The sequence below is a fragment of the Mycobacterium sp. genome (assembly GCF_049278535.1).
Taxonomy (GTDB): domain Bacteria; phylum Actinomycetota; class Actinomycetes; order Mycobacteriales; family Mycobacteriaceae; genus Mycobacterium.
On record NZ_JBAPMI010000111.1, the window covers coordinates 1 to 13,613 of the forward strand.

Here is a 13,613-nt window from a genome sequence, read left to right on the forward strand (position 1 = left end):
CTCAAACGGCGGGCTCGGCGGGATCGGCGGCTACGGTCGTGGCTTCCTGTTCGGGGCCGGTGGGGTTGGCGTGGATGGCGGCCCCGGCGCCAACGGCACCGACGCCGGCACCGTTGGCGACGGCGGGACCGGGGGTTGGGCCGGGTACGGCGGTGACGGCGGCGACCACGGGCGCGGGCTATTCGGGATGTCCGGCGACGGCGGTCACGGCGGCAACGGCGGTCACGGCGGCGCTGGCGGCACCATCTCAGGTAACGGCGGTGACGGCGGACCCGGGGGTGCGGGCGGTTGGGGTACTAGGTTGTTTCAGCCCACCCCGTCCGACCACATCGGTGACGGCGGTGTGGGCGGTCACGGCGGCGACGGTGGTGCCGGCAACGGTGTGGGTCACACCGCCGGCCAAGGCGGTCGTGGCGGCTGGGGCGGTAGTGGTGCCGCCGGCGCTGACGGCGGTCCCGGTGGCGACGGCGGTGCCGGCAACGGCGGTGCAAGTGGAGCGCTCGGAGGCCCTGGCGGCCCTGGCGGCAACAGCCTCACCGGCGAATCCGGCGGCGGCGCCCCAGGCGCACCCGGCGCGCCAGGCCAAAGCAATGGGTAACCGGCGAGCAGACGAACGAGCCGTTCTTTTGATGACCCAGGAGCATCCGCGGCGGGGTAGTTGGAGACGCCGATCAGACGGTCCTGCTATGGATTCCGACAGCTAACTGTTCGGGCCAATGACGAAGCACCGCCCAGCGCTGGTCGTCAGCAAGACCTCCTGCACCGCTGATGCGTCGATGCCGGGGAACTGAATCTGATCGATCGATTGACCCGGATCGATTGCGGCGATCTGCGAGGCCGTGGTGCCGTCCTTCATGCGTACGTCGGCGGTTACCTGCTCGCCGTTAGCTGCATTGGACGATTCGCGGAAGTAGTAGACATCAATCCCGGAGCCCGACGTGTCGCCAACCCAACCATCGCGGTAGTAGCAGGCTGGGTTGCCCTCAGCGTCCGGGGGCGGCGGGGTGCAGATCGACAACCCGACGCAGGATGTAGTCGTGCTGGGAGCGGCAGTCGCGTTGGGCGCTGCTGTGGCGGTGGGTGCGGCACCACTCGGAGTAACGCTTGGCTGTGAGACTGTTGAACTCGATGTGGCGGCTTGCGGCTGCGACGGTGCGGACGACGAACACGCCGCCAGGCCCAAGCTGCCCACTGCGGCGATCGTTACCCACGCCTTCACGTTTGCCAGGCGGACCCCTTTGGAGACATCAATCGGTCGGTTCACACGGTATGGCGGGTGCGGGCTGCTGCACAACATTCGAGCAGCCGAGAGCTCAGCATCGCGATTAGGTAGTGCCGCGCCGAGCCGGGCGAAATTCCAGTAGGGGGCTACTGCGTTCGTCTGACCGAATACGAGCGACGGTTAATCGGTCAGAACCCCAGCGGGAGAAGGGGCGAAATGCCCGAAAAGGATTGGCTATGACCGACTTCCTGGTCCTCCTCGCGGCCATGCTGCCCGCGGCTGCGGCATCGATGATGTTCGAGCGGTGCACCACTCATGGCATGCGGCGTCGTCGCCTCGCTCTTGAAAAGCGTCCACGACGGGTATCAGTCGCTGATCCGGGCCGGCGGGCCGACTCGGTTATCCCGGTCGTCCAAGCATGACTCCGATCCTGCAACTCGACCGCGTCGCTAAGACGTACCGCAGGGGCGACGAAGAGGTACAAGTGCTCGTCGACTTCGACTTCACTTTGAACGCAGGCGAATTCGTCGTCGTGACTGGACCGTCAGGGGCAGGGAAGTCGACGCTGCTACATGTTGCCGGCGGGCTGGACGCCCCGGATAGCGGCACTGTGGCCGTGGCCGGGCAGGACATTTGGTCGATGAGCGCCGGCGCGCGCGCCGCGTTTCGGCGCCGCAACCTCGGATTTGTGTTCCAGTTTTTCAACCTGGTGCCAATGCTCACCGCGGTCGAAAACGTGTCGTTGCCGCTGGTGTTAGACGGACTGCCGGCGCGAAAGGCAGACTCACGCGCCGAGGAGCTACTGCAACGGGTCGGGCTGGGCGATCGGGCACGGCACCGGCCGGCTGAACTGTCGGGCGGACAGATGCAACGAGTGGCGGTGGCGCGCGCACTGGTGGCTCGGCCGTCGATCATCCTCGCCGATGAGCCGACCGGAAACCTGGACAGCCATTCGTCGACCGAGGTCTTGAACCTTCTGCGCTCGTTGTCAGACGAAGATGGCGCGGCGGTCGTCATGGTGACACACGATCGGGTTGCGGCGGGCTACGGCACCCGCGAGGTGCATCTGGTCGACGGGCACGCATGCGAAGTCGACACCGCCGCGATTATCGCGGGGCCTTGGTGAGATCGCTGCGCGCCGGATGGCTGTCTTTCCGGCGCATCCACCTCGCCGCGTTGGTCGCCGACTGGCGCCGGACGCTGCTCAGCATGATCGGCGTTGCGGTAGGGGTCACCGTGGTGCTGGGCACCTGGATTCTCAAGTCTGAGCTCAATCGCCCATTCGACGCATTCGGCCCGTCGCTCACCCATGCCGCCGGCGTCGGGGCGGTCGAGGTTACGCCGAACGTCAGCGGCCGGCTGCCGATCAACACAGTCAACCGGCTGCATGCCGAGGTCGCAGGGGCAGAGGCCGTCATCCCGATCGTCGCCGGCTTGGCGCCCGTGGATGTCGCCGGCGGGAGTCACGGATTCTTTCTGCTCGGCGGGTCCTGCCAAATCGAGTTGCTGGTTGGCCCTTTCAATTGTGAGCAGCGGGCCCGTGACGAGAAACCAGCTGCCGGCCCTGGTGTGCCACTGCAGATTCCGGCTGTCATCGCCAAACGGCATGGCCTACAGCTCGGTGATGAGTTGCACGTCCCGGGACTGCCACCGGGATCGGCCCACCTCGGCTGGACCTTCCCGGAATTCGACCGTGTGGAGGGCATCAACGGCGGCTACGTGCTGCTGGCCCCCTCGATGGACATCGCCGCGAGCATGCTCGGCTCACCGGGTTATGCAACGGCCGCGTTCGTGCTGCCAAGACGGGGCGCTGACGTCGCGGCCGACATCGACCGCGTCATCGCCGGCGTAGCAACGGCAGGGCCGCCGCGGCCCCATCAACCGGCCGTGTTCGAGAACGCCGCTCAGAGCTTCAACCTCAATGTGCTGGCCGGCGTGCTGATCGGCTTCCTCATCGCCCTGAACACCATTCTGTTGGCCGTCGAGGACCGGCGCACGGTGATGGGGACCATTGGCGCGATCGGCGCCAAGCCGGTCGGGCTGTTCGGCGGGATGCTCGGCGAAGGCGCAGTCGTGGGTGTTCTCGGTGGGTTGCTAGGGGTCCCAAGCGGTTTCATGCTCGGGACGTATCTGGTGGACCGATTCGGGAAATCCATGCTGGCCGGTTCCGGCGGCACGATCGCTACGCACTTCACGCCGAGTTTGATCGTGATCGGAGCGGCCGCCGGGCTCGTCTGCGGAATCCTCGCGATGACCGGGCCAGCGGTCAGGTTGGTCCGCGAAGGACCGTTGGCATCGATGGCGAGCGTGGGAGGAGTGCAGCGCGCCAGGAAGATCCCGATGTGGCCGCTGTTCGTCGGGGTGGGGCTGCTGGCGACCGCCGTCGCCGTGTTGAAGATTTTCGAGCGCGGTTCCCTACCGCTGAATGCGGGCGTCAACGGCATGACGCTGGGGTTGTGCGGGGTGGCGTTGGTGACGGCGTGGATCGCTCCGCGTGCCGGCGGGCTCTCGATCGAGTTGCTGACAATTGCGCGACCGGCTGTCGGGCGCTTGCTGGGTGCCGACATTCGGCGTTACGTCGTGCTGTTCGCTCTGTCGGCTGCGCTCCTCGCTGAGGGTACGAGCGCGGCCATCAGCTCACACAGCATGCAACTGCTCGGCACCAGGCAAATTGCCGCAGAGAAAGCCGACCGACTGCCCGCCGCCTTGTTGATCAGCGCTCAATCGGTACTCGATCAGCGGGACAGCCAGCTTTCCGACGCCACGTTCGAGTTGGTGACCGGCGCTGCCGACGGGCGCAGCGTGTCGTCGCGCCGGCGATCGACGATCTCGTCGGGAACGTTGTCACGCCTGGTCGTCGGCGTTACGCCGGGCGATTGGTACAGCCAATCGCTGTATGAGCCCACTGATGTCCCGGACAGGTTCTGGCAGGGATTGCGGGAAGGCCAGATTGGGCTGAGCGCCATCGCCGCCAGCCGACTCAACGTTGCCGCGGGCGGCACCGTAGAGCTGGCTAGCGTCGAAGGGCCGAAGCGGTACCGGGTGGCTGGAATCTTTCACCCACGGATGATCGACGACACCGCGGTGGGCGATATCGTCCTGGCATCCGAAAGGTTGGCGCGTTCTGACTGGGCTGCCGTACGCGATCAGGTCGCGGTCGCGTACCCGTCCGCCACCGATGCAACCGCCCACCGAAACGATTACCTCAGCCTCGGCGCCGGATTGCGGGTGTACGACAACGAGCAGTGGCGCTCGGAGGCCACCAGCGGGATGACCCGTTTCCTGGAGCCGTTCACGATCGCGGGGTATGTGGTGATGGCAGCCGCCGGCTTGAGCGTGCTGAACGTCTTCGTACTGGGACTTCTGCAACGCAGGCGTGAGCGGGCCGCCTTGCGGGCGATCGGGATGACCGCTGGCCAGGAACAGGCCGTGATCATCGCTAACGCCGGCCTGCTCGGCTTGCTTGTCGCCGGCCTCGCTGTGCTCGGGGGGGTAGGTATCACCTATCTCTGGTCGCTGGGCTCGCCGGTGTTCTACGGCATCAAGATCGAATGGGGTGTTCTGCCCCTCCCGCTGCGAACCGGTGCCGCCGCCGCGGTGGTGCTGGTCCTGACCGCCGCGGTGTACCCCGTGATCCACGCGCGGCGACTCGAGACGGCCGAGGTGCTGCGATCCAGTTGACGTTCGGGGCGCAACCCTTTAGCCGTGAACCTCGCTGCGCAATCGCGGAATGTCGTCGCCTTCGCGCCGGAACCGGTCTAGATGTTCCCGAACCGCGGGGCTCGACATGGCCTCGAAGTCTGTTGGCGGCAATGTCATCTGAAAGACCAGTCCGCGGCCGTCTGGCCCGTCAACCAGGGCACCGAAGCCCGCAAAAGGTATTTTCATCAACGGCGTGAAATAGGACGTGAAGGTGTCTTCGAAGCTGAGGCGATAAACACCAAAGCCGCTCCAGTTCGATACAAGCGGATTCCACCGGACCGGGTTGTAGCTAGTGGCTACACAGCGAGCGCCCCGCCATGCACCGGCAGTGTCTAGGAATTGTTGGTTGATGCGCATGTCGCAGTGTTCGTCGGCAAAGCGGTCCACGTTACGGCGAATGCGTTGGGCAATCGAGCTTGCCGCCTCTCCGCGTTGCAGGTCGAGGTTCAACGCCGTGACGATATTTCCGACGAGCATCGGATCGAGGCGACAACGATTCCGCACATCGACGGCGATCGCGAGGGTTCGACGATCCACCGCAGGATCCGCGTTCATGAGCGCCTCGCAAACATGGGCGCACACAACATCGTTGGCAGACAGTCGCGTCCCGTTTGCATAGGCGGTACGCATGCGGTTGATTTCATCTTCTCCGAAGTAGCGACTCAGCGTCCGCTGCTTCCGCGCGTCCTTGGCCAAGTACAGCGCGCTACGTGCAAGTTCCGCGAGTCCGAGGCAGCGCACCCCAGACTCCGATGCGCCGTCCGCGGGCAGATGCTCGTCGAGGTAGGCCGCACGGTCTTCGGCGAGCACCGGCTCCGGCAGTGGCTTGCCGGCAGCGGCGGCGGCCCAAGCGTTGATGAAGTGCATCGCCGTCTGCATGTCACCGATCGCGTGGTGCCACGAGAAACCGATCGCGGTCGAGTCGTCCGCAAGATGCGTGATGCGTACCTTGCACAGCGGGCCGAATCCCCACCTCGCCTTGAGGGCATTCACCGGGTCGACCAGCCAGTCTCCGCTGTCCTCCGACACCGAACGGATTGCCTCACGCTGTGTCCGGTCGGACGACACGACTGTGAAAGGCACTCCCCGCCCCTTACATCGGATCCGCATCGCGCCGTTGGGTATGCGTATTCTGCCGGCGAAGATCGGAAACTTTGTGAGCGCCTGCGCAAATGCATGCCCAAGAGTCTTCGTGTCGAGATGCCGCTCGAAGAAGAAAACTACGTGTATCGCCACGTTCGCGAGAGCGACGTCACCGACGTTGCAGCGGACTTCGAACCGCTCTGCGCGCAATGGGCTGATCAACTGGGTCGACATAAGGGGCTACTTTCGCCGGGTGAGTACTATGCGGCCGCCGCGTTTCGGGGCATAGGTGACTCCCCGGAAAGACGACTTCTCGTCAGTGGCGGAGTCGGTGTGGATCCGGAAATGCTGCAGCACTGTCCGCAGCACGATATCGATTTCGTTGACTGCAAAATCAGAACCCATACACCGGCGTGCACCGTATCCGAAGGCCAGCCATGCCGGTGCTGGCTGCTTGGTGTCCCCGAAGCGGTTCGGATCGAATCTTTCGGGGTGAGGAAAGATTCTCGGATTCTCGTGCAGATCGGGGAGGCTTACGAATACGTTGTGATTGCGCGGAATCCGCCACTGGCCGAGATCGAAGTGTGGCGCACTGACCCGGCGGCCGGGCAAGTCGATGACGGGACGTACTCGCAACACCTCCAAAATCGTGGCTCGGCGGAAATCGCTACCCCCCTCGTCGACTTCATTGACCAGCTCGGCGAGGACGGCCGGGTGGCGCCGCAATCGTTCGAACGCCCAGCTCAAGGCAGATGTTGTGGTCTCATGACCGGCACCGATGAGGGTCACCAATTCATCGCAGATGTCTTGCCGCGACATTCCCGTTCCGTCGGCAGGCCTGCTGCACAGCAATACTGCCAGGACGTCCGTCCGCTGGCCCAGTTCTGGGTCGGCTTCAGCCCGGTCGATCAGCGTGAAGATGATTCGGTCGAATGCCCTGCGGATTTCGTCGAACTTTCTCCACGGACTGTAGCGCTGGGTCCGCAGTTTCGGCACCGGCATAAACTTCACTATGGCCGATCCGTAATTCGCGTAGCGTGCCACGATCTCACGCAGTTGCTCGAGTTCGCCGCCCTCAGCGCCAAAGATGGTCCGCAAGATCACGTTCAAGGTAATCCTGTGCATCGGTTCGAGAATACCGAATTCTTTGTTCTCAGGCCAATTCGCGCTTTCATGTAATATCTCTTCAACGATAATAGCCTCGTGATTCTTTAGGCTCCGCCCGTGAAAAGCCGGTGCGAGGAGCCGACGCCGAGCGTGGTGCCGACTGCCATCGAGTGCAAATATCGACCCAGGGCCGAAACAATTGCTGAGATTTGGCTGATAGTTGGACAGCTGTTCTGTGTTCGCGGTACATACCAACCTCACCAGTCCGGGGTCGGAAACCGCGACGCATTGGCCGAAGAATGGGACGTTGAATTCGATGATAGGTCCGTACCGCTTGATCCAATACCGCATCGCGCCGCGGCGAAATACGGTTAATGCGAGACCCTGCACCAGCTTGGGTAAGCGGACCCGAGGCGGGTTCAACCTGTTCGCTGTCGATGTCTCGTACCCGCTGGCGATGGCTGGGCAGGTCATGCGTTTCCCCGATCTGCGATGCTCCTTGGGATCTCCCGCTTGATAAGTGCGAGCGCGACGGCTCGGATCGCTCGATCCACGTGCCAAGGAAATCGTCGCTCGCGTGCGCTAAGACGGTCCCGGTAGCTAAGTACTGCAATCTCCTCCGGCTTTGGCCCGTAGTACTGAGTTGTGATCTTGAGACTTAAGTCGCCCGTATCCTCCCCTCGCGGTGTCGGCGCTCTTACGCTTCTGGGGTGCGTTTGCCTTGGCCGTTGATTGGCCGCTCGGAGGAGATAGGAGCTATCGAGGCCGCGATCCGGGCGTCTGATGTTTCCGGGATCGTTGTTTACGGCGCTGCGGGTGTCGGGAAGAGCCGGATCGCCCGTGAGGCATTGTCGGCTGCTGAATCGCGGGGATGCGAAGGCCGGGTGGTAGTCGGCACGTCCTCGGCCCGCGCAATTCCGCTGGGCGCTTTCACCGCGTGGGCACAGTCCGGTGTCACCGATACCGTTCACTTGCTGCGGGGAGTGATCGAGTCGCTGACGACCGCATCTGCGGGCGCCACCGCGGTGCTGCTTGTCGATGACGTGCATTTGCTCGATGATTTGTCGATATTCGTCGTGCACCAGATCGTGCAGCGCGGCGAAGCGAAAGTGATTCTCACCATTCGCGACGGTGAAGCGATTCCCGCCGCGGTACAGGAGATATGGAAGGTTGGCCGGTTCGATCGGCTTGACCTTCAACCTTTGTCGCTCGATGAAACCACCACCCTGGTGTCGACAACTTTAGCTGGACCGGTGGATCCGGGCGCCGCTCAGCGGCTGTGGAAGCTAACGCGTGGCAACGTTTTGTATCTGCGCAACATCGTGGAACAAGAGGTCGCTGATGGCCGAATCGTACAGCGGGACGGCTACTTTCGGTGGCTCGGCGATGTCGTCATGCCGCCCGGGCTGGTTGAGTTGATCGAATCCCGCATCGGAGCCCTCCCCGCGCCGGTCAGCGATGTGATCGACGCACTGGCTGTGGGGGAGCCCATCGAACTGGCGGCGCTGCGGCGCATCGCCAGTCCGGCAGCGGTCGAGGAGGCCGACACCCGCGGCATCATCACGCTTCAGCCCGTCGGTGGCGGTGTGGAAGTGCATGTGGCACACCCCCTCTACGGTGAGGTGCGCCGCAAACGCGCGGCACCTACCCGGCTGCGGCGGCTACGCGGACTTGTCGCCGCCGAACTCGCCGCGTCCGATGATCGCGACGATATCCAGGTCGTGGTGCGCCGCGCCACGTTGAGTCTCGACTCCGATCTCACACCCGACGCCGACCTACTCGTTAGGGCTGCCCACGGCGCCGTCTGGCTGGCGGATCTTTCCCTCGCCGATCGACTTGCAGAAGCGGCAGTCCGCGCAGGAGCGGGGGCCGAGCCGAATCTTGTTCGTGCGCACGCACTCTCGTGGCTGGGCCGCGGCGAGGAGGCTGACGCGGTGCTGACCGAGATTCGTGCCGGCGAGTTGACCGACGGCGAGCGCGCCAGATTCGCGTTCCTACGAGCCAGCAACATGCTGTGGGCGCTGGGTGATCCCGCACGCGCGAAAAACATCATTGACGACGCGTCGCGCACCATATCATCGCAGGCCCGTACCTATATCGATGCCTTCCTCACGGTGTACTGGTTTGCGGTGGACGAGCCGGCTGCGGCGATGCATGCTTCCAAGAGCCTGACATTGGCTGACCTGCCCGCCGTCGTCGGCGCTGAAATAGCCTGGGTCTTGGCTGACATATCCGCGGACGCAGGACGGATCTCTGAAGTCGAAGCTGTCACGGACGCGGGATATACCGCTGTGGCACGCTCTTTCGACGCCCCGCACATGAGGTTTAACATCGCCGACGCACACGTCAGCGCGCTGCTGCTGGCTGGGCGGATTGCCGACGCCGTTGATGTGGCCGAGCGGGTGCGCCGGCAGGCGGCCGATCTTCCGGGGGCTGCTCAATTGCTGGGTGCTGCGGTGGCGGGTCGGGCCGCGCTCGGCGCCGGACGCTTTGATTCCGCGGGTGCATTGCTCGAACAGGCAGCAGTAGGACTCTCCGCAACGCATGCTTTGGGCTGGGGATACCGCTATCACGTCACCCGCGCGACTGCGCTCGCGATGTGCGGTTCAACCGTAGAGGCGGCTACCGCCCTTGCCGCTCTCGACAAGCAGCGACGCCCGTTTCGATTACTCGACTATGAACGCAGCCTGGCTCGGGCGTGGGTGGTCGCGGGACAGGGCGCCGTCAGTGAGGCGATCACTGTCTTGTTGTCGGCGGCCCAAAGAGCGTCAGCCAAGGGTCAATTCGCGGCTGAAGTGTTCTGCCTGCAGACCGCCGCCCAGTTCGGTGACAGTTCGGGTTCACCCAGGTTGCGCGACCTCGAAGCGATCGTCGAGGGACCACGTGTGGGCGTCGCAGCGCGGTTCTCGGCCGCCCTGCGTGACGGTGACGCCGCTGAATTGACCGCGGTGTCAGATGAATTCGAGCGCATGGGCGACCTCGTTGCCGCTGTCGATGCCGCCGCCCAAGCTGCCCTCGCGTATCGCAGCCAGGGCTTACGGGGATCGGCGCTGGGATGCGTGGCACGTGCAGGTGCACTGGCCGAACAATGTGGTGGCGCATGGACTCCCGCGCTTCGGCAGGCAAGCGAACCCGTGCCGTTGACCGACCGCGAACGAGAGATCGTGATGCTGATCGGAGAAGGGTTGTCCAGCCGCGCAGTTGCTGAGCGACTGACTCTTTCGGTACGCACTGTGGAAAGCCACATCTACCGGGCCATGTCAAAGACCGGAACCACCAGCCGCGACGAACTCGCCGCCCTGCTATCCCCCCGCGGGGCGCGACCGGACTGATATCGCCTCTGACGGCATTCGCTCGGTGCCGGTGATGATTTGCAGTATCCGCATACTGAATCGGCACCACGAAACGATCTGCATGCTGCTCAGATGCCCGATGAACTCAGCCAACGCGAGCGAGCGTTGCGCCGGCTGCCACTACCGTATTCGCTGGCACTAAGGCTGCGCGACGCGGGCGTCTGCACGGACGTGATCTGCGAGTACGTCGATGTGGGGCCGGCCGCCCTGGACGGCCTGTACCGCATGGCCGAAGCGAAACTTCTTGCGGCGCAGCACCAAACAGACGACGACGGGTGCGAGTAAAGCGGCCGAGCGCACCGCGTTGGACCCTGGAGTAGTCCATGGCGGCCGGCCGAACACTTAGGTCGCCACTGCCATCGCTTCGGCCCAGGCGATGTGTCCTTCGAAGCCAAGCGATTCCGCCCTCGCGCGATATTGAATGACCAAGTCCCGGTAGGCGACGTCGTCGCCGCGGGCTCGGGCGAGCAGCGCGCGCAGCCGCAGCAGCGTGATCTCGCGGATCGCCGAGCCGTCGTCCGGCAGGTTCGCCAACCGATCGATCGCCTCTTGGGCTTCGGCCAGGTCGCCCTCGGCGCCACGCTCCAGCAGAGTCTCCACGAGTGCGCCGGTGCCCCAAACGCGATACCCGAGCCGTCCTTCCTTGTCCAGCTCGTCGACGGCTTTGCGCAGCACCGCAATGGCAGCATCGCGTTCGCCACGCCCGGCCCTCGCTCGGGCGGCCAACACTTCGGTGACCGGAACCAGGGAGGGCATCCGCTCGCGCTGCCACTCTCGGGCCTGCACCATCATCTCCACCCCGCGGCGACGGTCAGCCGCGGCGTCCCGATACAGCAGCGCGACAGCCAACGAGTAGTCGGCGTAGATTACTGCGATATCGCTGCTGGCCCTATTGGCGGTCTGCACCGCCTCCTCGATCGTCCGCAGTGCGGAGTCATCGGCCTGAAGCACGCCGTACGGTATCGCGGCGTAGGTCCAGGTGAGGACAACGCCGAGGGTTGCCGGATCGCTGTTTCGGGCCATCGCGACGGCATCTTGCAGGTCCGGCCGCCACCCTGGCTGGCCCAGCCACCACCGAGCAACGCCGCGAAATGCCAGCGCGATCGCCAGCGGCGATCCCAGACCGAAGCCAGCGCCCTTGGTGGGGTCCCCGTCGGCCAGGTTGATGATGGTCTGTGACCACCGCACGATCTCGCCGAATTCACCGCTGGCGAACCAGCTGGCGAACGGTACGAACGCCAACCCTATGGTCAGGGCGGGATTGCCGATCGACTCGAGCAGCGCCATCTGCTCGGATGCCAGCCGCGACCCCTCATGTGCGCGCCCAGCGAACAGATGCTCGGTGCCCAACCCGGTCATGCCGATGGCCAGTGAGATTTTGTCGCCGGCCGCGCTGCACAGCTCCCGCAGCTCCGCGAAGCGGCCCCGGCTTTCATGGATTGCTCGGGCTTGCCAGTCGGTGGCACAGAGCATGGTGCGGGGGGCGATGCGCATCGACAATTGGCCAGGGTCGTCGGCGGGCAGGGCGTCGGCGATCTTTCGTGCGCGCTCCCAGCTGATCCGGGCCGCGGGGAGATCGCGGTTGGTTGACCACGCGCCGGCGCGCATGTGCCAGCCATACGCCGCGTGCAGGTCGCCGGCGGCCTGCAGATGTTCGGCGATCAGCGCTGCGTGTTCCTCCACCGAGCCCGCCTCATGTTCTTGGATGGCGGCGGCCAAGCGTCGATGCCATAGCGCGCGGTCGGATTTCAGCTGCGATTCGTAGGCCACCGCTTGGATTAACGGATGCCGAAACGCGTACTCGGCGTTGGGAGTGAACCGCACCTGATCGATCAGCTCGACACCGAGCAACTCGTCGATTTCCGGATCGATCCCCAGCGCGGCGAGCAACTGCGCCCCGAAGCGGACTCCGATCACCGATGCCGCGTTCAACGACCGCTTGGCCGCAGCGCTCAGCCGGTCGATGCGCGCCTCGATGGCCGCCTGTACCGTCGCCGGCACGCTCAGTTCGGCAACATCTACAACCTGACAGACATAGCCACCGCGCTCACCGGCCAACACCCCGCGCTGCGCCAACTCGCGCACGATCTCCTCGGCAAAAAACGGATTCCCGGCGGCCCGCTCGGCGACGATCGCCGCCAGCTCGCCGACCGAGGGATCCGAGCCCAACAGCTCACCCAGCAGCGCCGCGGTGTCCGAATCCTCCAGTGGTGCAAGGGCTATGGTCTGAGCACCGTGCACCCGCGTCAGCTCTCCCTGGTATTCGGGGCGCGAGGTAATCAGCACCATCGCCGGGATGCGCGGAATCACGGTGAGGAAATCGGACAGCATCGACTCGCTGACCAAATCGATCCATTGCGCGTCCTCGATGATGTACAGCGCCGGTTCGGTGCGCGCCAGCGTCGCGGTGTTGATCAGGGCGGTCAACCGGCGCCGCCGCGCATCCGGGTCGATCTGGGGCAGCGGCACCTCAGGGTCAGCAATGCCGAGCAGATCATCCAGCAGCAGCAGATCCTGCGGGTCGGCAGCCGGAATCTGACGCCGCACTTTCCCGCGGGCGGCATGACCGCCGAGATCGGCCACACCGATGGCCGCGCGCAGCAGCCGGGCCACGACGTGAAACGGGATGTCCCGGTCATGGGATTCGCAGAAGGCCCAAAACACCTCGACGCCGCGACCGGTCGCGGCCGCCGCGGCCTCGCGCGCGGTACGGCTCTTGCCAACGCCCGGCGGCGCCACCACATTCACCACACCACCGTGGCCACCGATGGTGCGGTCCAGAAGTCCGCCGAGGGCCGCCATCTCCCAGTGCCGGCCGACCAGGCTCGCCTCGGTGTGCCCGACCAGGGCATCCCGCGCACTGATCGCCAATAGCCGTCGGGCGCCCACCGGTTCGTCGGCCCCCTTGATGTGCACCCACTCCGGTTCACCGAGCAGCACGGCGTGCTCGACGAGCCGTGCGGTGGATTCCGAGAGCATCACCCCGCCCGGTGGGGCCACCGATTCCATCCGCTGCGCAAACCCGACCGGCTGGCCGGTCGCGGCGTATCCCAGCGACCCCGAACCCATCTCACCGGCGATCACCTGACCCGAATTCAGGCCTACCCGTAACCGCAGATCCACCCCATCGCGGCGCTGCACCTCGC

10 protein-coding genes and 1 pseudogene are annotated in these 13,613 nt (G+C 65.1%); 6 read left to right on the forward strand and 5 right to left on the reverse strand.

What is annotated here, in order from left to right; translation table 11 throughout:
- Nucleotides 1-598 (forward strand): annotated as a pseudogene (locus tag WAO18_RS07165) (hypothetical protein); the annotation flags it as partial.
- A 102-nt stretch (nt 599-700) separates the two neighbouring features.
- Here WAO18_RS07165 and WAO18_RS07170 read toward each other — a convergent pair.
- The gene (locus tag WAO18_RS07170) at nt 701-1,018 is read right to left on the reverse strand and encodes a hypothetical protein (RefSeq protein WP_422205063.1); all 318 of its coding nucleotides are present in this window, start codon (nt 1,016-1,018) and stop codon (nt 701-703) included.
- A complete protein-coding gene (locus WAO18_RS07175; RefSeq protein ID WP_422205065.1) occupies nt 984-1,211 on the reverse strand; it encodes a hypothetical protein in 228 nt (75 codons plus the stop codon). The genes WAO18_RS07170 and WAO18_RS07175 overlap by 35 nt, the downstream gene beginning before the upstream one ends.
- 247 nt (nt 1,212-1,458) lie before the next feature.
- Here WAO18_RS07175 and WAO18_RS07180 point away from each other — a divergent pair, with 247 nt between their 5' ends.
- From WAO18_RS07180 to WAO18_RS07190, 3 genes are read left to right on the forward strand one after another with little or no spacing between them, the layout of a single operon-like run.
- The gene (locus WAO18_RS07180; protein ID WP_422205067.1) at nt 1,459-1,644 is read left to right on the forward strand and encodes a hypothetical protein; all 186 of its coding nucleotides are present in this window, start codon (nt 1,459-1,461) and stop codon (nt 1,642-1,644) included.
- Nucleotides 1,641-2,348: an ABC transporter ATP-binding protein gene (locus tag WAO18_RS07185; RefSeq protein ID WP_422205069.1), complete on the forward strand. Its 708-nt coding sequence runs from the start codon at nt 1,641-1,643 to the stop codon at nt 2,346-2,348. The genes WAO18_RS07180 and WAO18_RS07185 overlap by 4 nt, the downstream gene beginning before the upstream one ends.
- Nucleotides 2,345-4,903, forward strand: coding sequence for an FtsX-like permease family protein (locus WAO18_RS07190; protein WP_422205070.1), 2,559 nt, complete (start codon nt 2,345-2,347; stop codon nt 4,901-4,903). The genes WAO18_RS07185 and WAO18_RS07190 overlap by 4 nt, the downstream gene beginning before the upstream one ends.
- Nucleotides 4,904-4,921: 18 nt before the next feature.
- Here the strand turns inward: WAO18_RS07190 and WAO18_RS07195 are convergent, their stop codons facing one another.
- Nucleotides 4,922-6,241 (reverse strand): acyltransferase, encoded by a 1,320-nt coding sequence (locus tag WAO18_RS07195; protein ID WP_422205072.1) that lies wholly within the window; start codon nt 6,239-6,241, stop codon nt 4,922-4,924.
- Between the two features lie 6 nt (nt 6,242-6,247).
- Nucleotides 6,248-7,588 carry a cytochrome P450 gene (locus tag WAO18_RS07200; protein WP_422205074.1) on the reverse strand — a complete coding sequence of 447 codons (1,341 nt, stop codon included), beginning with the start codon at nt 7,586-7,588 and terminating at the stop codon, nt 6,248-6,250.
- A gap of 236 nt (nt 7,589-7,824) precedes the next feature.
- Between WAO18_RS07200 and WAO18_RS07205 the strand changes: the two genes are divergently transcribed.
- Together WAO18_RS07205 and WAO18_RS07210 are read left to right on the forward strand one after the other, a co-directional pair.
- Nucleotides 7,825-10,446, forward strand: coding sequence for a LuxR C-terminal-related transcriptional regulator (locus WAO18_RS07205; protein WP_422205075.1), 2,622 nt, complete (start codon nt 7,825-7,827; stop codon nt 10,444-10,446).
- A 93-nt stretch (nt 10,447-10,539) separates the two neighbouring features.
- Nucleotides 10,540-10,752, forward strand: a complete 213-nt coding sequence (locus WAO18_RS07210) for a hypothetical protein (protein ID WP_422205076.1) — start codon at nt 10,540-10,542, stop codon at nt 10,750-10,752.
- Nucleotides 10,753-10,809: 57 nt separating this feature from the next.
- Here the strand turns inward: WAO18_RS07210 and WAO18_RS07215 are convergent.
- The coding region (locus WAO18_RS07215) for an ATP-binding protein (RefSeq protein ID WP_422205077.1) at nt 10,810-13,613 on the reverse strand (2,804 nt) is incomplete at its 5' end.